The 20387-nt window shown below is 70.9% G+C and carries 13 protein-coding genes; 7 read left to right on the top strand and 6 right to left on the bottom strand.

The window, feature by feature from the left end:
• Positions 1-67: 67 nt before the first annotated feature.
• Positions 68-2908: a SpoIIE family protein phosphatase gene (locus JNO44_RS00610; RefSeq protein ID WP_205360375.1), complete on the bottom strand. Its 2841-nt coding sequence runs from the start codon at positions 2906-2908 to the stop codon at positions 68-70.
• A 137-nt stretch (positions 2909-3045) separates the two neighbouring features.
• Positions 3046-4014 carry a cyclase family protein gene (locus tag JNO44_RS00605; RefSeq protein ID WP_205360374.1) on the bottom strand — a complete coding sequence of 323 codons (969 nt, stop codon included), beginning with the start codon at positions 4012-4014 and terminating at the stop codon, positions 3046-3048.
• Positions 4015-4436: 422 nt separating this feature from the next.
• Between JNO44_RS00605 and JNO44_RS00600 the strand changes: the two genes are divergently transcribed.
• The gene (locus tag JNO44_RS00600) at positions 4437-6074 is read left to right on the top strand and encodes an APC family permease (RefSeq protein ID WP_205360373.1); all 1638 of its coding nucleotides are present in this window, start codon (positions 4437-4439) and stop codon (positions 6072-6074) included.
• A gap of 364 nt (positions 6075-6438) precedes the next feature.
• On the opposite strand, the gene JNO44_RS00595 is transcribed toward JNO44_RS00600, so the two are convergent.
• Positions 6439-6633: a SpoIIE family protein phosphatase gene (locus JNO44_RS00595; RefSeq protein ID WP_205369308.1), complete on the bottom strand. Its 195-nt coding sequence runs from the start codon at positions 6631-6633 to the stop codon at positions 6439-6441.
• A gap of 290 nt (positions 6634-6923) precedes the next feature.
• Between JNO44_RS00595 and JNO44_RS00590 the strand changes: the two genes are divergently transcribed.
• From JNO44_RS00590 to JNO44_RS00575, 4 genes are read left to right on the top strand one after another with little or no spacing between them, the layout of a single operon-like run.
• Positions 6924-7415, top strand: coding sequence for a hypothetical protein (locus tag JNO44_RS00590; RefSeq protein ID WP_205360372.1), 492 nt, complete (start codon positions 6924-6926; stop codon positions 7413-7415).
• Between the two features lie 37 nt (positions 7416-7452).
• Positions 7453-7908 (top strand): hypothetical protein, encoded by a 456-nt coding sequence (locus tag JNO44_RS00585; protein WP_205360370.1) that lies wholly within the window; start codon positions 7453-7455, stop codon positions 7906-7908.
• 21 nt (positions 7909-7929) lie between these two features.
• Positions 7930-8631, top strand: coding sequence for a two-component system response regulator CseB (gene cseB, locus JNO44_RS00580; protein ID WP_205360368.1), 702 nt, complete (start codon positions 7930-7932; stop codon positions 8629-8631).
• A 5-nt stretch (positions 8632-8636) separates the two neighbouring features.
• Positions 8637-9857 carry a HAMP domain-containing sensor histidine kinase gene (locus JNO44_RS00575; RefSeq protein ID WP_205360367.1) on the top strand — a complete coding sequence of 407 codons (1221 nt, stop codon included), beginning with the start codon at positions 8637-8639 and terminating at the stop codon, positions 9855-9857.
• Positions 9858-10571: 714 nt separating this feature from the next.
• Here the strand turns inward: JNO44_RS00575 and ccrA are convergent.
• The 3 genes from ccrA to JNO44_RS00560 all read right to left on the bottom strand — a co-directional run bounded on the left by ccrA (position 10572) and on the right by JNO44_RS00560 (position 15660).
• Positions 10572-11921 (bottom strand): crotonyl-CoA carboxylase/reductase, encoded by a 1350-nt coding sequence (gene ccrA, locus JNO44_RS00570; RefSeq protein WP_205360365.1) that lies wholly within the window; start codon positions 11919-11921, stop codon positions 10572-10574.
• Positions 11922-12062: 141 nt separating this feature from the next.
• Positions 12063-13871, bottom strand: a complete 1809-nt coding sequence (locus JNO44_RS00565) for an ABC transporter ATP-binding protein (RefSeq protein ID WP_205360362.1) — start codon at positions 13869-13871, stop codon at positions 12063-12065.
• Positions 13849-15660: an ABC transporter ATP-binding protein gene (locus JNO44_RS00560; RefSeq protein ID WP_205360361.1), complete on the bottom strand. Its 1812-nt coding sequence runs from the start codon at positions 15658-15660 to the stop codon at positions 13849-13851. The genes JNO44_RS00565 and JNO44_RS00560 overlap by 23 nt, the downstream gene beginning before the upstream one ends.
• 387 nt (positions 15661-16047) lie before the next feature.
• Here JNO44_RS00560 and JNO44_RS00555 point away from each other — a divergent pair, with 387 nt between their 5' ends.
• Together JNO44_RS00555 and JNO44_RS00550 are read left to right on the top strand one after the other, a co-directional pair.
• Positions 16048-17079: a GDP-mannose 4,6-dehydratase gene (locus tag JNO44_RS00555; RefSeq protein WP_067357063.1), complete on the top strand. Its 1032-nt coding sequence runs from the start codon at positions 16048-16050 to the stop codon at positions 17077-17079.
• Between the two features lie 398 nt (positions 17080-17477).
• A complete protein-coding gene (locus JNO44_RS00550) occupies positions 17478-20372 on the top strand; it encodes a helix-turn-helix transcriptional regulator (RefSeq protein WP_205360359.1) in 2895 nt (964 codons plus the stop codon).
• Positions 20373-20387 lie beyond the last annotated feature (15 nt).

Below are 20387 nucleotides of genomic sequence, written 5' to 3'. Positions count from 1 at the left end.
CGCGGTGTCCCGATTGGCGGAGGCCCATCCGCGCCATCCGCGTGGCCCGTCCACCCGGCGGCACCGCTCAGAGGGCGGGAACGTCGTCGAAGTACGCCGCGACGGTGTCGGGCCTCCCGCCGGCCAACTGCAGGGCGCACTCGGCCCAGATGACCTTGCCGGTGGCGGTGTAGCGGGTGCCCCATGCCTGGGCGAGCTGTGCGACGAGGAACAGACCGCGGCCGCCCTCGTCGGTGGTCGCCGCGTGGCGCAGATGCGGGGCGGTGCTGCTGGCGTCGGACACCTCGCAGGTCAGGGCGCGGTCATAGAGCAGGCGTACCTGGATCGGGGCGGTGCCGTAGCGGATGGCGTTGGTGACCAGCTCGCTGAGCACCAGTTCGGCGACGAAGGACACCTCGTCCAGTCCCCATGCGGCCAGTTGACGCGTCACGGCGGCGCGAATGCCGGAGACCAGGGCCGGGTCGGAGGCGAGTGTCCAGGTGGCGATCCGGTGCGCGTCCAGCGCGTGGGTACGGGCCACCAGGAGGGCTATGTCGTCGGTGGGCCGGCGGGGCACCACCGTCCGCAGGACTTCCGCGCAGGTGTCCTCGGGCGGGCGGTTCGGGTGGGAGAGCGCCCGGCGCAGTTGGTCGAAGGCGGTGTCGAGGTCGCGGCGGCGGTCCTCGACCAGCCCGTCGGTGTACAGCACGAGCTGGCTGCCTTCGGGGAGGTGGAATTCGACGGTCTCGAAGGGGAGGCCGCCAAGGCCCAGCGGCGGGCCGGCGGGCAGGTCGGGGAAGGCGACGGCGCCGTCGGGGTGCACCAGCGCGGGGGGCGGATGGCCGGCCCGGGCCATGCAGCACTGCTGGGAGGTGGGGTCGTAGACGGCGTACAGGCAGGTCGCGCCGATGATGCGGGTCATCCCGTCGGCGTCCTCGCCGCCCTCGTCCCGGTCGAGGCGCGCCACGAGGTTGTCGAGACAGGTGAGGACCTCGTCCGGGGCCAGCTCCAGTTCGGCGAAGTTGCGCGCCGCCGTGCGCAGTCGGCCCATGGTGGCGGCGGCGTGCAGTCCGTGGCCGACGACGTCCCCGACGACGAGGGCGACGCGGCTGCTGGAGAGGGGGATGACGTCGTACCAGTCTCCGCCGACCCCGGATTCGGCGGGCAGATAGCGATGGGCGACCTCGACGGCGTTCTGCTCGGGGAAGCTGTGCGGCAGCAGACTGTGTTGGAGCGCCAGCACCATGTTGTGTTCGCGGGTGTAGCGGCGGGCGTTGTCGATGCAGATGGCGGCGCGGGTGGCGAGTTCCTGGGCCAGCGAACGGTCGTCGTCTCCGAAGGGCGCGGGGTCCCGCGAGCGGTAGAAGCTCGCCACGCCCAGGGCGATGCCGCGGGCGATGAGCGGAACGGCTATCAGGGAGTGGACGTTGTGGTCGAGGAGCCGCTGGGCATGCCCGGGATCCTGGGCGATCCAGCCCGCGGCGGTCCTCAGCTCCGGTTCCAGTACCGACCGCCCGCTGGCCAGGCAGCGGAGTTGGGGAGTCGTGGCCCGGAGGCTGATCGGCTCACCGGCCGGGTAGAAGGGGCAGTCCTCGCGGTAGCCGTGGAGGACGACGCGGTGGAGGCCGGTGCGCGGGTCGGTCGGCTCGTCGCCGCGCAGCACCGCTTGGGGAAGTTCGATGGTGACGAAGTCGGCCAGGCGGGGGACGGCCATCTCGGCGAGCTCGTGGGCGGTGCGGCTCACGTCCAGGGTGGTGCCGATGCGGGTGCTGGCCTCGGAGAGCAGTTCCAGGCGCCGCCGGGCCGCCACGGCGTACTTCCCGACGCCCGGCTCGCCGACCAGCACCAGCCCGCTCGCCGTGTGCGCGGAGGCGGCTTCGGCGGTCCCGGGCGGATGCGTCGTGGTGGCCGCCCTCCGGGCTGCGGTGTCGGGAACGGGCCACAGCCGCGGGAGCGCGGGCTCGGGGCTTTGCTGCGCCGGGGGGCCGGGTGAGGTCTCGGGCAAGGTCCCGGTTACGGCGGGGACGGCGACGGGCTGGTGCGGCGTGGAGAGGACGGCTTCGATGGCGATGCCCTGGACCCCGGAAGCGCTGGTGACCGGTCGGCTGAGCAAGGTCACCCATCGCCCGCCGGGGAGGGGCACTTCCATGGCCGCCCGCTGGGCCAGGGCGATCAGATCGGCGGCCTTCTCCTGGAGGATCATTTGGTCCCGCCGGTCCAGCACGCTCTCGGTGAGCTCGCCCGGCTGACCGTTGCCGGTCGGCGTGCGGTGCCTGGCATCGAGGTATGCCTGGAGCAGGGTGCGCTCCCGCGTCGAGTTCTGCTCCAGCAGGCGTCGTTCGATCGCGCCGGCCGCCTTGCGGATCACGGTGGTCAGCGCCGCGTCCACGTCGGTGAGCGGATAGCCCAGGCACAGCACGCCCTCGATGCGACCGCTGAGCAGGTCCCGGACCGGGATCGCCGAGCAGGCGTTGGACTGGGAGCGTTCGGCGAAGTGCTCGGCACCGTAGACGTTGATCAGCTGCCGTTCCGCGAGCGCCAGACCGATGCCGTTGGTCCCGCCGAACTCCTCGGCGAACACATAGCCCGGGACGCTCTGGATCGCGGCCAGCCGTCTGACCTGGGACGGCTTGCCGAAACGGCGTTGCAGCACGGCCCCGCGGCCATCGGCGAGGGACACGTTCATGTCCCGGTCCGCGAACAGCTCCTGCAGTCGGTCCAGTACCGGCTCGGCTGCGCGGACGAGCCGGCCCTCCAGATCGAGGTCGGAGCAGTAGGGGAGTGCGCATCCCGCCGGGGAGAGCCCCAGGGCGAGGGAGCGCTCCCAGGAATTCAAGATCGGGCTTCGTACGGCCGCGTCGACCGACTCGCCCCGAAGGAACTGGTCACGGGCGCGCGCGGGACCGAGGTCGATTCCCACGAGCCCCATCCGAATCACTTCCCTTGCGGTACGTGCCGCAGGACCGCCAGTCACCCTCCCGTCGTCTGCCCGGAGCAGCTGTACCGTTCGCTCCGATTGTAGGGCTTTTCCGGGGGACGGTGCTGGTCAGAGGGGAGGCGGGGGCGTCACAGAACGGCGACCGGGGTGACGGGCGAACCCGTGCCGCCAGGGACGTTCAGCGGAGCCACCAGGAGCAGAAAGACATGGCGGCCGGCTTCCGCACAGGCAGTCGAGAGCGCTTCGAGGTCGAGGTTGTCCAGCAGCGGCACCCCCATGGCCGCGATCGCGAGCGCGTGGACCGGAGAGTGCACGCCCTCGACCGGCGAGGGCCGGACATCGCTGTCGCCGTCGCCGCCGAGCAGGGCGATCCCGCGCGAGGCGAGCAGCGGCAGGGCGTCCACGTGGAAGCCGGCGCTCGCCGCGTCGGGGTTCCAGGCGCCCCGTTCCCGGCGGCGGCGCATGCTGCCGGTCCGCAGCAGCACCCCGTCGCCGTCGCCGATCGTCACGCCCAAGGCCCGCTCCGCAGCGGCGACGTCCTCGGCGTGCACGGCTCGGGCGGGCTCCAGCCACGCGTTGCCCACGACGGTCGGCAGGTCGAGCAGCACCCCCCGGGTCACCAGGGGGCCGAGCGCCGCCACGGCCCCGAACCGGGCGCCTTGGGAGTCGACGAGTTCGCCCGCGGGGCGGCCGTCGTAGAGCTGTCCGCGGTAGGCGATGTGGGAGAGCGCGTCCAGGTGGCTGACGGCCTTGCCGTGATAGTCGACGGCGAGGAAGTCCTTGTGCGTGGTGGGCTCCGGGGCCTCGACATCGCCGAGGTCGGACATGAAGTGCAACGCGGGCCTGCTGTTGTCCGGACCGGCGGCCGTGTCCCACGGGCGCGCCAGCGGGATCACCGTGCCGTCCCGGACCAGGGCGGTGGCCCGCCGTACGTGGTCCGGAGTCACCCGGTTCCAGGCGCCGCGGTCGGCCGGTGTCCAGCGGCCCCACGTGCGGACCGCGGCGAAGAGCGCGTCGAACTCCCGGCGCGAGACGGCGGGCCCGTTGCCGGCACCGGTCGGCGGGGGAGACGGGGCGTCGCTGGGGTTGCCGGTCATCTGCCGTTCACCGCTCCAGGGTGGCGGGACCGTCGTCCGGCGGCACCGTGCCACCTTCCCCAGCATGTCCCCTCCGCGCGGCGCACCGCATGTGATCGCCGGGGAATTCGCCGAACGGAAGCAGACGACCATAGGCGATGGAAAGTAATGCCATTGGCGGGCCATCTCAAAGTTTTCGCCAAATTGAATTCACCTCATTGGTGGGATGAATGGCTGCCCGGATGCCGCTGACCAGGCGCTCGGGCCGGCTCGTCGGCCGCAACTGGTCGAATATTTAGGCGTCTTGTGGTGGCGTCGAACCTTTGTATCCGCCATGAATTTTTCGCGGAAAGTAACTTTTTCGTCACTGGCTATTTCCAGGAGCCGAAAAGCTCCCTACTCTGAGGCAACTTTTCGGCCAGCTGTCTTGAAAGGCCCCCCTCATGGCAAGCGTTGACGAGATCACGCCACTGCAGGCACGCCCACCAGGCGGCCTGCGCAGGGATGTAGGACTGATCGGCCTGATGTGGGCCTCGGTCGGCTCCATCATCGGATCCGGATGGCTCTACGGTGCCCAGAAGGCCGTAGTCGTAGCAGGCCCGTCCGCGATCATCTCCTGGAGCATCGGCGCCGTCGCGATCGTGCTCCTGGCCCTGGTACACGCCGAGCTCGGCGGGCTCTTCCCCGTGGCCGGCGGTACCGCGCGTTACCCGCACTACGCCTTCGGCGGCCTGGCCGGCATGTCCTTCGGCTGGTTCTCCTGGCTCCAGGCGGCGACAGTGGCCCCGATCGAGGTCGAAGCCATGATCGGCTACGCCGGGCACTGGTCGTGGGCCAAGAGCCTCCAACACGCCAACGGAACCCTCACGGCCAGCGGCTTCATCGTCGCGGTCATCCTGATGGCGATCTTCGTCGCGGTGAACTTCCTGGGCGTGAAGGTGCTGGCCCATACCAACAGCGCCGCCACCTGGTGGAAGATCGCCGTACCCCTCGGGGCGATCTTCGTCATCGCGGCGACCAACTTCCACCCGCACAACTTCACCTCGCACGGCTTCGCCCCGTTCGGCGCCAAGGGCGTGCTCAGCGCCATCAGCACCAGCGGCATCATCTTCGCGCTGCTCGGCTTCGAGCAGGCGATCCAGCTCGCCGGCGAGAGCCGCAACCCCAAGCGTGACCTGCCGCGCGCCACCATCGGCTCGGTCGTGATCGGCGCCGTCATCTACACCCTGCTGCAGATCGTCTACATCGGCGCGCTGCCGCTGGCGTCCTTCGCGCACGGGTGGGCCAAGCTGGACTACGCCGGCATCAGCGGCCCCTGGGCCGGTCTGGCCACCGTGGTGGGGCTGGGCTGGCTGGGCTGGGTCCTGTACGCGGACGCCATCATCTCCCCCGGTGGCACCGGCCTGATCTACACCACCTCCACCTCGCGGATCTCCTACGGCCTGAGCAAGAACGGCTACGCCCCCCGGCTGTTCGAGAAGGCCGACGGCCGCGGGGTGCCGTGGTTCGGGCTGATCATCTCCTTCGTCACCGGCGTGATCTGCTTCCTGCCCTTCCCCAGCTGGCAGGAGCTGGTCTCCTTCATCACCTCGGCGAGCGTCCTGATGTACGCCGGTGCGCCGCTGGCATTCGGTGTGTTCCGCGACCGTCTGCCGCACCATCAGCGTCCGTACCGCCTGCCCGGCGGCAAGGTGATCGCGCCGCTGTCCTTCGCCGTGGCGAGCCTGATCATCTACTGGGCCGGCTGGACCACCCTGGAGCGGCTCGGCTGGGCCATCGTGATCGGCTACGTCCTGCTCGGCAGCTACGCCTGGTACGCCACCAAGAAGCAGCTGCCGAACGCTCCGCGCCTGGACTGGAAGGCCGCGCGGTGGCTCCCCGTGTACCTCGTCGGCATGGGCGTCATCTCCTGGCAGGGCGGCTTCGGCGGCCAGGGCCACATCCCGCTGTGGTGGGACATGGCGATCGTCGTGGTGTTCTCGGTGGGCATCTACTACTGGGCCCTCGCCTCCGCGGTCCCGGCCGAGGCGATCGAGCAGAACATCGAGGAGGTCGCGGTCGTGGACGAGGGCGGTCACTGACCGACCGCACCTCGCCCTGAGGCAAAGGAAAGCCGATGAGCCCGGCCGGCCACCCCGGTCGGGCTCATCGGCTTTTGCCGCCAGGCACCACGACATCCGGCCACCACCTGCCCACCACCGCGCGCGATTCCCCACCCCTCGGCGTCAATACCCCAACTCGCCATCCCCGCAATGCCTTTAGCCCCGTCATTCGCCGCTACGGAACCCCATCCGCAGCGAATTCCCGTGCGCCGATGAGTAGCTCGAACGCCCCGTTCCTGCATTGCTGAGAAACCGCACGCAGCGCTTCGCGCGGCGGCGAGCCGGGTGGTGGGCCGTCTGCCCGGTGGCCGGGCGCCGTTGGGAAACGCGGTCGGCCGCTGTGTCAGGTGTGCGGCGTGCGGAGCGAGAGGAGGGCCATGTCGTCGTGACCGTCGCTGGGGTGGTGGTCGGCCAGGACCTGGACGAAGTCCTGCAGGGGGAGCGCCGCGTGCTCGCTGGCGAGGGCGGCCAGGAGGTCCATTCCCGTCTCGACCGAGTGCGAGGGATGTTCGAAGAGCCCGTCGGTGAAGAAGAGCAGCGTGGAGCCGCCCCTCCCGCCGCCCGCGTGCCCTGCCGGTCCGCGTGCCGCCGGGGGCTGGACGGCAGCCGGATCTCCGGTGGAGGGGCGGGGCCTGACGGACGATCACGCCGATGCGTACCCGGACCGCCGCAGGACCCGATGCCGGCCGGGAGGTCCGTCCTGTGTGTAGGTCGTGTAACAGTCGTCGATGCACGGCTGCAACACAAGTGACGAATCGTCGAGAAGTGCTCGGCATAGCTTCTGGAGCGCCAACCGATGACCAGCGACATCAACGGAGCGAGGAAGCCATGAACCGTACCTCGACGACCAGCACCTTCCGCAGGAGGGCGGTCCTCGCGGCCGGCCTTGCCGGTGCCGCCGCGCTCGGCCTGTCCGCCACCGCACAGGCGGCGAACGGCGCGGTCCCCGCTGCCCCCGCGAAGGCCGTGCGCACGGCCGTCACCCCGTACGTGATCAACCACTTCGGTGAGGAGAACGCCGACACCGGGCGTGCCGAGCGCCGCCCGCGGGATCTGGTGCTTTCCGAGTTCACCAGCATCCACCAGGTCGACTGGAAGCGGTGGGGCGCGAAAGAGGCCGTCGGCACCGGGCAGGTCACCGGCACCTGGTGCCTCGACACCTGCCTGACCAAGCCGCTGAAGGCGACCATAAGCCTCTCCGACCCCAAGGTCGTCAACGGCAAGCGGGTGTACTCCGCCTTCACCCTGAAGCTGGCCGGGCAGCAGGGGACGTACGATTCCGAGGATCTGCAGGGCAAGCGCCCGCTCGCCACCCGCTGAGCGCCGGCGCGACCGTCGACGCGTACGAAGGATCCCGATGCACAGACCCACGGCCATCGTCACGGCCTGCGCACTGGCGCTGGTGATGGCCGTGGGCATCACCGGGTGCGGCGGCCCGGACCAGCCGCAGGTCCAGGGCCCCGCTCCCACGCGGAGCCCGGCCGCCGGCCCGGTGTACGTCTCCGACACCATGGGACACCCGCTGATCCGCCCCACCCGCCTGGGCCTGACCGAGTTCACCTCGCTGTCCCATCTGAAGTGGCGGGACTGGGGGCAGCCGAAGGCCGTGGCCACCGGTGAGGTGAGCGGCATGTGGTGCATCCCCGGCTGCGAGAAGTCCGGCTATCCGGCCACCGTCGAACTGTCCGGTCTGCAGCGCCGGGAGAACGTCTCCTACTACACCCGCGCCAGCGTGCGGTCCGCGCACCTCCCGAACCCGGCCGAGACGGGCGAAGACCTGCGCTCCGTGCACCTGTACGTCCCCGAACCGTAAGAGCAGGAGACCGACCAGCCGATGACCGACGTGCTGCTCGTGGAAGACGACCCGCTGCTGCGCGAGGCCACGCAGCTGTCGCTGGAGCGTTACGGATACCAGGTGCGGACCGCCTCCGACGGGCTCGCCGGGCTGGCGCAGTTCCGGGACAGGGCACCGGACGTCGCCGTGCTGGACGTCATGCTGCCCCATCTCGACGGGGTCAGCCTGGTGCGCCGCATCAGAGAGGTGAGCCGGGTGCCGGTGCTGATGATCTCCGCTCGGACCGACCCGGTGGACGTCGTCCTCGGATTGGAGGCCGGGGCCGACGACTACCTCACCAAGCCCTACGACGTGCCGGTGCTCGTCGCCCGCATCCGCTCGGCGCTGCGCCGGGCCACCGACTTCGCCGGGACCGAGCCGAACGCCGCGGAGGAATCCCTGTTGCGGATCGGCGACCTCACGGTGGACACGGCCTCCATGGAGATCCGCCGCGCGGGCCAACTGCTGGACCTGACGCCCACCGAGCGCAGGTTGATGCTGGAGTTCGCGTCCGAGCCCGGGGTGGTGCTGTCCCGGGCCGCCCTGCTGGAGCGGGTGTGGGACTACGCGTGGGACGGCGACAGCCGGGTGGTCGACGTCCACCTGCAACGACTGCGCAGGAAGATCGGGCGCGACCGGATCGAGACCGTCCGCGGCTTCGGCTACAAGCTGGTGGCCACACCGCCGCCCAACAACCCCTGACCGCCATGGGACTGCGTACCAAGACCGCCCTGGTCATCGCCGCAACCGCCGCCGTCACCGCCGCGCTCATCGGGCTCCTGGTGCACCAGCGCACCGCCGACCAGCAGTACGGGGACGCGGCACACGCGGCCGACGCCCAGCTCGTCCAGGCACTGGAGGACCATGCCGCCGGCGTCGACAGCGACGCGCTGGTCGACCCACCGGACCTGCCGGCGGCGCTGCGCGCGACCGTCACCCACCGACCGGTGCGGGCCACCTACCTCCAGGACGCCGGGAACCACAACGGCCCGGTGATGTGGGCGGCGTCCCGCAGCGGCCGGGACATCCTCGCCGTACGGCGCTCCTACGCGCCGCAGGCACAGGCCCTGAAGAAGCTGGACCAACAGCTGCTCGGCGCGGGCGCGGCCGCCGTCGCACTGGGCTGCGGGTTGGGCATCGCCGTGGCGGCGGCCACGGGACGGCGCATCGGCGCTTCGGCGCGGACCGCGCAGCAGATCGCGGGCGGCGACCTGACGGCGCGCGTCGAGCCCAAGGGCAAGGACGAGATCGCCCGGCTCGGGGAGGCGGTCAACACGATGGCCGACGCCCTGAACAGCCGGCTGGAGGCCGAACGCCGGGTCACGGCCGACATCGCCCACGAACTGCGCACCCCGGTGGCCGGCCTGGTGACGGCCGTCGGCCTGCTTCCGCCCGGTCGACCGACCGAGCTGGTCTGCGGGGGCGTGGACCAACTGCGCAGGCTGGTCGAGGACGTACTGGAGGTGGCGCGGCTGGACGTGCCGGGCGTCGAGCAGGCCCGGCGCGAGGCGGTGCGGATGGGCGAGTTGGCGCGCCGGGCCGCGGCCGTCTCCGGGAAGGAGGTCGATGTACGGGTGCACACGGACGAGGTCGTGGAGACCGACCCGCGCCGGGTCGAGCGGATCCTGGCCAACCTGGTCACCAACGCCTACCGGCACGGTGCCCCGCCGGTGGCGATCGAGGTCGACGGCACCGCCGTACGCGTATCCGACCACGGCCCCGGTTTCCCCGCCGACCTCCTGGCACAGGGCCCGCAACGATTCCGCACGGGAGCCCGGGAGCGCGGCACGGGCATCGGCCTGGGCCTGACGATCGTCATGGGACAGGCCCGCGTCCTGGGCGCCCAGGTGACCTACGAGAACCCGCCGGAGGGCGGCGCGCAGGCCACCTTGGACCTGGAACCCGAGAGGGACCGCCCCGTCGACTGAGGACCGGCAACGGGCTGGTACCTCCCCGCCGCGGTCGCCGGGTCCCTGTTGACCTGTGTGCTGCGGGCCTGCCGGATCGCGGGGCGCTGCCGTGCCGGCGCGCCCGGCGACGGGCCGAGTACCACCCGGACCGCCGGTGCACCGGATGCCTCCGGTGGCCCTGAACGACCGGTCACGGCGCCGGACCGCTAGGCGATGACCATGACAGACCTGACATGCCTAACATCGCCCCTGGCCCCCGAGGTGACACGCGCCCTCCCGGTCGTCGGCGGCACGCTCGCCGCAACCGGCCTTCTGCTGCTGGCCGTTCGCAACGCCGAACTGCGCAGGCGCTGGCGTACCTGGTGCGTGGCGGCCGTCCTGCTGTGCGGGACGCTGGCCTTCGGCCCGCCCGGCGCCGCAATAAGACCGGACCTGCCGAGTATTCTCCGTGCCGGACTGCGCCGCCGTCCCGGCCGTCAGCGCCGTGCTGTACACCATGGCCCACCGTGAGCAGAAAGGCTGAACGAACCGAGGAGACGGGGGAGGCCGAAGAGATCGAAGAGACCGAAGAGACCGAAGAGATCGAAGAGATCGGGAGACGACGGTCGGGTGCGGAGCGGACCGGCCGCCACTCGGCGAGATCCTGGAGGGGCCAGGACGCAGTGAAGGCCCGGTGGCATCCACCGGGCCTTCACCGCTGAGCAGCGGGGCTCTGCGGGGCCGGGGGAGCGGTCAGCGGAACCGGTTGATCGCGTCGATGTGCTGCGCACGCAGCTCCTCGTCGCGCACGCCCAGGCCCTCGGTCGGGGCCAGGCACAACACGCCGACCTTGCCCTGGTGGACGTTGCGGTGCACGTCGTGGACGGCGAGCGCGGTGTCGGCCAGCGGGTAGGTGCAGGAGAGGGTGGGGTGGATCTTCCCCTTGGCGACGAGGCGGTTCGCCTCCCATGCCTCGCGGTAGTTGGCGAAGTGGGTGCCGACGATGCGCTTGAGGTGCATCCACAGATAGCGGTTGTCGAACTCGTGACGGTAGCCGGAGGTGGAGGCGCAGGTGACGATCGTGCCGCCCCGGCGGGTGACGTAGACGGAGGCGCCGAAGGTCTCCCGACCGGGGTGCTCGAAGACGATGTCCACGTCCTCGCCGCCGGTCAACTCCCGGATGCGGCCGCCGAACCGCTTCCACTCCCGCGGATTCTGGGTGTGCTCGTCGCTCCAGAAGCGGTAGTCCTCGGCGGAGCGGTCGATGATCGCCTCCGCGCCCATGGACCGGCACACCTCGGCCTTGCGCTGGTTGGACACCACACAGACCGGGTTGGCCCCGCCGGCGAGGGCGAGCTGGGTGGCGTACGAACCGAGACCGCCGCTGGCGCCCCAGATCAGCACATTGTCGCCCTGCTTCATCCCGGCGCCGTTGCGGGAGACCAGCTGACGGTAGGCGGTGGAGTTCACCAGACCCGGCGCGGCGGCCTCCTCCCAGGTGAGGTGGGCGGCCTTGGGCATCAGCTGGTTGGCCTTGACCAGGGCTATCTCGGCCAGGCCGCCGAAGTTGGTCTCGAAGCCCCAGATCCGCTGGGCCGGGTCGAGCATGGTGTCGTCGTGCCCGTCCGCGCTCTCCAGCTCCACCGACAGACAGTGCGCCACGACCTCGTCGCCGGGCTTCCAGACGTTCACTCCCGGGCCGGTGCGCAGCACCACGCCGGCCAGGTCGGAGCCGAGGATGTGGTACGGCAGGTCGTGGCGGGCGGCCAGGGGCGAGGTGCGCCCGTAGCGCTCCAGGAAGCCGAAGGTCGGCATCGGTTCGAAGATGGACGACCACACGGTGTTGTAGTTGACCGAACTGGCCATCACCGCGACCAGGGCCTCGCCGGGCCCCAGTTCGGGCACCGGCACCTCGTCTACGCGCAGCGACTTGCGCGGGTCCTTGTCCGCGCTGGTCATGCCGCGGAACATCTCGGTGTCCTCTTTGTGGACGGTCACGGCCCGGAAGGACTCGGGCAGGGGCAGCGCGGCGATGTCCTCGGGCGCGCGGTCGGGTGTGCTGATCGCGGCGAGCAACTCGCTCAGGGCATGGCTGTCGGGCATGGCGGATCGGATCCTTTCGAGCGTTGCGTCAGGTCGTGCGGGAAGGGCGGCGAGGCGCTCCGGCGGGGACGACGGCGGGTGCGCACCGGGTGCGACTCGCCTCCTTCGACAGGGCCGAAGCCGCCGTGGGAGCGGGCGAGTTCAACGGGGTGCCGCGTCCTCCAGCCCGGCACCGTGCTCCACGGCCGTGTGCAGCCGGGCGTAGGGCCCTGCGGCGGCCAGCAGCTGGTCGTGGGTGCCCTGCTCGACGATGCGGCCGCCTTCCATGACGAGGATCAGGTCCGCGTCGCGGATGGTGGAGAGGCGGTGCGCGATGACGAAGCTGGTGCGGCCCGCGCGCAGCGAGTGCATCGCGCGTTGGATGAGCGCCTCCGTGCGGGTGTCGACGGAGCTGGTCGCCTCGTCCAGGAGCAGGATCGAGGGCCGGGCCAGGAAGGCCCGCGCGATGGTGATGAGCTGCTTCTCGCCCGCGCTGATATTGGTCGACTCCTCGTCCAGGACGGTGTCGTAGCCGTCCGGCAGGGTGCGGATGAAGCGGTCGGCGCAGGTGGCGCGGGCGGCGGCCACGATCTCCTCGCGGGTGGCGTCGGGGCGTCCGTAGGCGATGTTCTCGGCGATGGTGCCGGAGAAGAGCCAGGCGTCCTGGAGCACCAGGCCGATGTGGGAGCGCAGGTCCTCGCGGGTCAGGGCGGTGATGTCCGTGCCGTCGAGGAGGATGCGCCCGCTGTCGATCTCGTAGAAGCGCATGAGGAGGTTGCCCAGGGTGGTCTTGCCGGCGCCGGTCGGACCGACGACCGCCACGGTCCGGCCGGGTTCGACGGTGAGGGAGAGGTCCTCGATGAGCGGGGTGCCGGGGGAGTAGCGGAAGTGGACCTTCTCGAACTCGACATGCCCGCCGACCTTGTCGAGACGTGCGGGGTGGTCGGAGTCGGGTCGCTGCTCGTCCGCGTCCAGGAGCTCCTGGATCCGCTCCGCGGAGGCGAGGGCGGACTGCAGGCGGGCGGCGATGCCGGCGACCTCGACGATCGGCTGGCTGAACTGCCGGCAGTAGAGGATGAACGCCTGGACGTCACCGATGGACAGGGTCCCGGCGACCACGCGCAGCGCGCCGACGACCGCCACCACGACATAGCCGAGGTTGGAGACGAACATCATCGACGGCTCGATGGCGCCGGAGACGAACTGGGCCCGTGCGCCGGCGCGGTAGAGGGCTTCGTTGTGCTCGTCGAAGGCGCGCTCGGCCTGCTCGCGCCGCCCGAAGCCCTTGACCAGCGCGTGACCGGTGTAGACCTCCTCGACGTGGGCGTTCAGCGCTCCGGTCGCGGACCACTGACGGGCGAACCGCGGCTGTGCGCGCCTGCTGATCCGGGCCGTGAGCACGACCGACACCGGCAGACAGGCCAGCATGACCAGTGCCAGCAGCGGCGAGATGACGAGCATCAGCACCAGCATGCTCAGTACGGAGAACACCGCCGTGATCAGCTGGCTGAGGGTCTGCTGGAGGGTCTGCTGGAGGTTGTCGACGTCATTGGTCACCCGGCTGAGCACCTCACCCGCCGGGTGGCGGTCGAAGTACCGCAGCGGCAGGCGGGCGAGCTTGGCCTCCACAGACCGGCGCAGCGCGAAGACCACACGCTGCACGACGGCCGAGACCAGCCGGCCCTGGAAGAGGGTGAGCAAGGAGGCGGTGACGAAGAGCACGAGCGCGAACAGCAACACCCGGGCGATCGCGTCGAAGTCGACTCCGCCGGATCCGTGGTTGTGCCGGATGCCGTCGAAGACGAGGTCGGTGGCCCTGCCGAGGAGTATCGGGCCCGCCGCGTTGAGCGCGACGCCGCCGATCCCGAGGGCGACCGCCACGGAAACCAGGACACGGTGCGGTCGCAGGAGGCCCAGCATGTGGCGGGCGGGGCTGCGCCGCCCGCGGCTAGAGCTGTCCGCCGAGACCATGGACGGCCTCCTGAGGGGTCGTGGTGGCTTCGGCGTCCGGGGCTGAGTCGCCGTAGTGGTCGGTGGTGATCGCGGTGAGCTGGGACCTGGCGATCTCCCGATACGCCGTACTGGTACGCAGCAGTTCCTGGTGCGTACCGGTGGCGGCGATCCGGCCCGCGTCCAGGACCACGATGCGCTGCGCGTGCTGGACGGTGCTGACGCGCTGGGCGACGGTGAGCACCGTCGCCCGGGAGATCTCCGGTTCCAGGGCGGCCCGCAGCGCGGCGTCCGTGGCGTAGTCCAGCGCGGAGAAACAGTCGTCGAAGAGATAGACGGCCGGTCTGCGCAGCAGGGTGCGGGCGATCGCCAGACGCTGGCGCTGTCCGCCGGACACATTGGTGCCGCCCTGCGTGATCGGCGCATTCAGTCCCTCGGGCAGGAGCTGTACGAAGTCCCGGGCCTGCGCGATCTCCAGCGCGTGCCAGAGCTCGGCGTCGGTGGCATCGGGGTTGCCGAACCGCAGATTGCTGGCGACGGTGCCGGAGAAGAGGTACGCCCGCTGCGGGACGAAGCCGACGGTGCGGCGCAACGCCTCCGCGTCCAGGCTGCGGACGTCCACCCCGCCGATGTGGACGGAGCCCTCGGTGGCGTCGAAGTGCCGCAGTACGAGGTTGAGCAGGGTGGTCTTGCCGCTGCCGGTGCTGCCGAGGATCGCCACCGTCTCGCCGGGGCCGGCGCTCAGATCGATCCCGCTCAGCACCGGCTCCTTGGCTCCCGGGTACCGGAACCCGGCACCGCGCAGGGCCAGTTGGCCGGTCGCGGGCACGGTGCGCACGGGTCGGGACGGCGTCGTCACGCTCGGCTCGGTCGTCAGCACCTGCTGGATGCGCTCGGCCGAGACCCTCGCCCGCGGCATCGCCAGGCACACGAAGGTCACCATCACCACCGACATCATGATCAGCGTCAGATAGCTCAGGAACGCGCTGAGCGCACCGAACCGCATCGCCCCGGCGTCGATGCGATGGGCGCCGAACCACACCACCGCCGCCATGAAGGCGTTCAGGACCAGCAGCACGACGGGGACGATGGTGGCCAGCAGCCGGCCGACGCGCAACGAGATGTCACACAATTCGGAATTGGTTCGGCCGAATCTCTCGCCTTCGTGTCCGTCGCGCACAAAAGCCCGCACGACGCGGACTCCCGTGATGCGTTCGCGCAGCAGGCCGTTGACGCGGTCCAGGTATTTCTGCATCCGGTCGTAGAACGGGTCGGTGCGGCCGAGAATGAGACCGAAGGACATTCCCAGGGCCACCATCAGTGCCACCAGGAGCAGTGAGAGCGGAATGTCCTGCTGGAGTGCGAGCACGATGCTGCCCAGACACATCAGGGGCGCCGACACGGCGACGCCGAACGCGGACAGCGCCAGCATCTGTACCTGTTGGACGTCGTTGACGGTGCGCGTCATCAGCGACGGGGTGCCGAACTGTCCGACCTCACGGGCGGAGAAGTCCAACACCCGGCGGAAGACCGCCGAGCGCAGGTCGCGGCCCATCGCCATGGCCGTACGCGCGCTCAGCGACACCGCGCCCACCGACGCCGCGATCTGCACCAGCGCAACGGCCAGCATGCCCAGTCCGGTCCGGACGATGTAGCCGCTGTCGGCCTCGATCACGCCGTGGTCGATGACGGCGGCACCGAGCGTCGGCAGGGCCAGGGTGGCCAGGATCTGCGCCAGTTGCAGCAGTCCCAGCAGGGCAACGGCGCGCCGGTGGGGACGCAGTCGGGTTCGCAGGAATCTGAGCAGCACCGGGCGACGCTCCAGGAGACGGGCAGGTCCGGTCGACGGCACGGATGAGGCGCCCACCGGGCCTGGACGGGGCACGTCCGGACAGTGCAGCGCACCGCGCACCGGAAAATCCGTAGTGTCCTGACGGCAGGTGCCGCGGGGACGTTCCGGATCCGGCGACCGCGCTCTCCAACAGGCCGCGGGCACCCGAGGATTGGCACTCCGGAATTCCGTAGTGTTACTGGATTTTCTTGACACCGTGACCGGCCGCTTGGAAGCGTGCGCTTACCCGGCGTCCCGACCGCGGCGTTTTCTGACGCCATTCGACGCCATTCGAGGTCAAGAGTTCACGCAGCAGACACGGCTCTGCGTTTGGGCGGTCTGTTCTATGCGGAGGAAAGGAATGAGATGTCCAAGCGTGCGCTGATCACCGGAATTACCGGCCAGGACGGCTCCTACCTGGCGGAGCACCTGCTCGCACAGGGTTACCAGGTGTGGGGCCTGATACGCGGTCAGGCCAATCCCCGGAAGTCGCGGGTCAGCCGTCTGGTCTCCGACCTGAACTTCGTCGACGGTGACCTGATGGACCAGGCCAGCCTGGTGTCAGCCGTCGACAAGGTGCAGCCCGACGAGATCTACAACCTCGGTGCCATCTCCTTCGTGCCGATGTCCTGGCAGCAGGCCGAGCTCGTCACCGAGGTCAACGGCATGGGTGTGCTGCGCATGCTGGAGGCGATCCGCATGGTCAGCGGCCTGAACGGCTCGCGGAGCAGTGACGGCGGTCAGATCCGCTTCTACCAGGCGTCCTCGTCGGAGATGTTCGGCAAGGTCGCCGAGACCCCGCAGTGCGAGACCACCATCTTCCGGCCGCGCAGCCCGTACGGCGTCGCGAAGACCTACGGGCACTTCATCACCCGCAACTACCGCGAGTCCTTCGGTATGTACGCGGTCTCCGGCATGCTGTTCAACCACGAATCGCCGCGCCGTGGAGCGGAGTTCGTGACCCGGAAGATCTCCCTCGCGGTGGCCCGCATCAAGCTCGGCTACCAGGACAAGATGTCCCTGGGCAACCTCGACGCCGTACGCGACTGGGGTTTCGCCGGAGACTACGTTCGCGCCATGCACCTGATGCTGCAGCAGGACGAGCCCGGCGACTACGTGATCGGGACCGGCCAGATGCACTCGGTCCGCGACGCCGTCCGCATCGCCTTCGAGCACGTGAACCTGAACTGGGAGGACTACGTCAGCATCGACCCCTCGCTGGTGCGCCCGGCCGAGGTGGAGATCCTGTGCGCGGACGCCGAGCGCGCCCGCACCCAGCTGGGCTGGGAGCCCAGCGTCGACTTCCCCGAGCTGATGCGCATGATGGTCGACTCCGACCTGCGCCAGACGTCCCGCGAGCGGGAGTTCGGGGATCTGCTGCTGGCCGGCAGCTGGTAGTCCGGCCGGAGCGTACGGGATACCTCGGTGAGCGGGGTGTGCCCCCGGGTGTATCCCGTACCGCTTCGGCGCGGCGCGGTCGTCAGAAGGAGGAGGGGCCGGTGCGCTGACGCGGACCGTGGCGGAAGGGCTCCGGCCCGGTACTGCCGCCCGGCGCGGGACCCACTCGGGTCGCGGCCGGCGGCGCAGGACGGGGGGTGAAGCAGCCGGGTTCACGGCGGTCGACTGAACACCTGTCAACAGGCAAGGAGTTGGCGCGCCGGGGCGTGTTGCTCCCTCGCTATTCAGTGGATCATGTACTCTGACGCACATGAGACATCACTCTTTAGGGTGATTTACAGATCGATGTGGTGACGCCCAATCACATCCGCTGTGTCTCCTGAGGTGCGAGGAGTCCTATGGTGCGGAGCCGGAGCTTAGATCCTGATTTAGGCAGCGCCTTGGTCGGCCGAGCCGATGTCGTGAGAGAGCTCAATCGCTCCGCCCGCAACGCGTATTCCGGCCGTGCATGCTCGGCGGTCGTGACCGGCCCGGCCGGAATCGGCAAGTCCGCCCTGCTGCGCGCCTTCCTCACCGGAGACGCCTGTCGGCACGCGACGGTTCTCCAGGGCACCTGCGAAGAGGGCGCTGCGGGAGACTCCTTCAGCGGGATACGCACCTTGCTCGGTCCCGCCGCACAAGGTGTCCCCCTGGAAGCGGCCATGTGCCGCGCCCTCCCCGCACTCGCCCCCGGTGCGCTGGCGGGCGAGCCACCGCACGCTCCCGTCGTCCAGCGCGCGTTCCACGACCTGCACCGCCTCGCGACGCACGCGCTGAGCCGCCGACCGCTCGTCCTGGCCCTGGACGACGTGCAGCACTGCGACGAACTCTCGCTGCGCTGGCTGGACTTCGCGCTGCGCCGGTCCGACGGCCTGCCGCTGCTCATCGTCCTCACCCAGCAGTCCGAGGCCGTCCTCTCCCGCCGCGCCCAGGTCCGCCACGCCCTGGCGGACCTGGCCGCCCACTGCCGCACCACGACGCTGCGCCTGCGGCCGCTGACCGAGGCGGATGTCGCCGCAGTCGTCAGGGCGTTCTTCCCGGTACCCGCCGCACCCGTCTTCGTCACCCGCGCCCGGGTCGCGACCGGCGGCAACCCCCGCCTCCTGGGCCGGCTGCTGCACGAACTGCGGGCCGAGGGCGCCGGTCCGGGAGTGGGTGGCGCCGACCGGATCGCCGAGACCGGCGGACGCGTCCTGGCGATCTGGGCACGCGAACTCCTGGACCGCCAGCCACCCTGGGTCGGCGAGGTCGCGCGGGCGGTGGCGGTCCTCGGAGAGCGGGGCGCCGACCACGTCGGCCCCCTGGCCGCCGTCCCCTCCGCCGTCGTCGAGGACGCCCTGGCGGTGCTGCGGGAGGCCGGGCTGGTGCCCGGCGGCAGGCACCTGGCGGACGGCGCGGTGCGAGCGGCGGTGCTGGCGACCCTGGACACCCAGGCGCTGGCGGGCCTGCGTGCGCGGGCAGCGCTGCTCCTGAGCGACGCCGGCCGGCCCGCCGAAGAGGTCGCCGAGCACCTCCTGCGGCTGCCGTCGATCTCCGCACCATGGATGCCCGGTGTCCTGCTGGAAGCCGCGGCCCGCGCCGAGGAGCGCGGCGCCCCGGAGACCGCGGCCCGCTATCTGTACCGGGTACTGGAAGTGGACCCCGACAGCGTGGAGGTCCGCGTCCGATTGGCCAGGGCACTGACCGAGACCGACCCGCCCGAGGCCGTCGGCCTGCTCCGCGAAGCGCTGGCACCGAGCATCGACGTGCGCACCCGGGCGCGGATCGCCGCGCAGTTCGGCACCACCGGCCTGGCCGCGCGCGAGGGTTGCGTCGCCCTGGGCCTCCTGGAAGACGTCCTGGACACGCTCGACGCCGAACTCGGCCCGGACCCCCTGCCGGCCGACCAGGAACTGCGCACGCTCGTCGAGTCGGTGTTCCTGATCGTCGGCACGCACGGCCGCAACACGTTCGCCGCGACCCAGAAGGGAGCCGCGGCGATGACCTTGCCCGAGGGTGACACCCCCGCCCAGTGCCAGAAACTGGCGGCCATGGCCGTACTGACCGCGCTCGACGGCCAGCCCCCCGAACCCGCCGTGCAGCGCGCCGTGCGCGCCATCTCCAGCCCCCGACTGCTCCTGGAGAGCTGGACCCTGATCAACTCGGCGTTCGTCCTCGGCCTCGCCGACCGCGCCGAGGAGGCACTGGACGCACTGGACCGCGTCCTGCGGCACGGCCGGAACAACTCTGCCGTGTGGACCTACGCCCTGGCCCTGTCCACCCGCGCCATGCTCCAGCACGGCCTGGGCGCACTCCCGGACGCGCTCGCGGACGCCAGAACGGCGGTCCAGATCAGCGGTGCGGAACGCTGGGGCGACGCCATGGTCCTGCCGCGCCTGGCCCTGGCGAGCGTACTGGTGGACCGGGGCGAGGCCGCGTCCGCCGAGCGGCTGCTGGCCGGCACCGAGCCCGCCTGGCGCGAGCAGTACGTGTGGACCTACTACCGCTATCTGATGGCCCACGGCCGTGCCCGCCACGCCTTGGGGGACGCGGAGGGCGCACTGGCGCTGTTCCGTGAGTGCGGCAGGGCACTGGAGGAAGCCGAGGTGCGCCATGCGGCATACGTGCCCTGGTGGGCGGAGGCCGCCTGCGTACTCGCGGAACTGGGCCGCCCCGAGGAGGCCCAGGAGCCCGCCGCGCACGGCACGCGGCTCGCGGAGCAGTGGGGCACCCCCCGCGTCCTCGGCATGGCCGCCCTGGCCCGCGGCGTGGCCACCCCCGGCGAGGGCGGTATGGAGCTGCTGGGCGAGGCGGTGCGCGAACTCTCCGCCTCACCGGCCCGTGTCGAACACGCCCGCGCCGAACTCGTCCTGGGCAGGGCGCTGTTGACGGAAGGTGATCGACGCGCCGCCCGTGAGCACCTGCGCGCCGCGGCCGGCCTCGCCCAGCGCTGCGGCGCGCTCGCGCTGGGCCAGGACGCCCGCGCGGCCCTGGTGGCCGCAGGCGGCCGCATGCGGAAGATGACCGCCTCGCCCCTCGACCTGCTCACCAGCATGGAACGCAAGGTCGCCAGTCTCGCCGCCGGCGGAGCCGGGAACCGCTCGATCGCCCAGTCGCTGTACGTCAGCGTACGCACCGTCGAGATGCATCTGACCAGCGTGTACCGCAAGTTGGACGTCGCCGAGCGGGCCCAGCTCGCCGCGGTCCTCCGCTCCTCGGGCGTCCGCGAAGCACGGGCTCCACGATCGGCGCCGCGGCCGGGTGGACGGGATTGAGGGCGAGCCGAGCGG

It is taken from the genome of Streptomyces noursei (genome assembly GCF_016917755.1).
In the GTDB taxonomy this organism is placed as follows: Bacteria; Actinomycetota; Actinomycetes; order Streptomycetales; family Streptomycetaceae; genus Streptomyces; species Streptomyces yunnanensis.
The sequence above is the reverse complement of the archived record's forward strand: the minus strand, read 5'-3'. Positions and strand labels throughout refer to the sequence as shown.

Excerpts from the sequence above, each read along its gene's own strand:
- JNO44_RS00610 (WP_205360375.1), bottom strand. The coding sequence starts at position 2,908 with ATGGGGCTCGTGGGAATCGACCTCGGTCCCGCGCGCGCCCGTGACCAG.
- JNO44_RS00605 (WP_205360374.1), bottom strand. The coding sequence starts at position 4,014 with ATGACCGGCAACCCCAGCGACGCCCCGTCTCCCCCGCCGACCGGTGCC.
- JNO44_RS00600 (WP_205360373.1), top strand. The coding sequence starts at position 4,437 with ATGGCAAGCGTTGACGAGATCACGCCACTGCAGGCACGCCCACCAGGC.
- JNO44_RS00590 (WP_205360372.1), top strand. The coding sequence starts at position 6,924 with ATGAACCGTACCTCGACGACCAGCACCTTCCGCAGGAGGGCGGTCCTC.
- JNO44_RS00585 (WP_205360370.1), top strand. The coding sequence starts at position 7,453 with ATGCACAGACCCACGGCCATCGTCACGGCCTGCGCACTGGCGCTGGTG.
- cseB (WP_205360368.1), top strand. The coding sequence starts at position 7,930 with ATGACCGACGTGCTGCTCGTGGAAGACGACCCGCTGCTGCGCGAGGCC.
- JNO44_RS00575 (WP_205360367.1), top strand. The coding sequence starts at position 8,637 with ATGGGACTGCGTACCAAGACCGCCCTGGTCATCGCCGCAACCGCCGCC.
- ccrA (WP_205360365.1), bottom strand. The coding sequence starts at position 11,921 with ATGCCCGACAGCCATGCCCTGAGCGAGTTGCTCGCCGCGATCAGCACA.
- JNO44_RS00565 (WP_205360362.1), bottom strand. The coding sequence starts at position 13,871 with ATGGTCTCGGCGGACAGCTCTAGCCGCGGGCGGCGCAGCCCCGCCCGC.
- JNO44_RS00555 (WP_067357063.1), top strand. The coding sequence starts at position 16,048 with ATGTCCAAGCGTGCGCTGATCACCGGAATTACCGGCCAGGACGGCTCC.
- JNO44_RS00550 (WP_205360359.1), top strand. The coding sequence starts at position 17,478 with ATGGTGCGGAGCCGGAGCTTAGATCCTGATTTAGGCAGCGCCTTGGTC.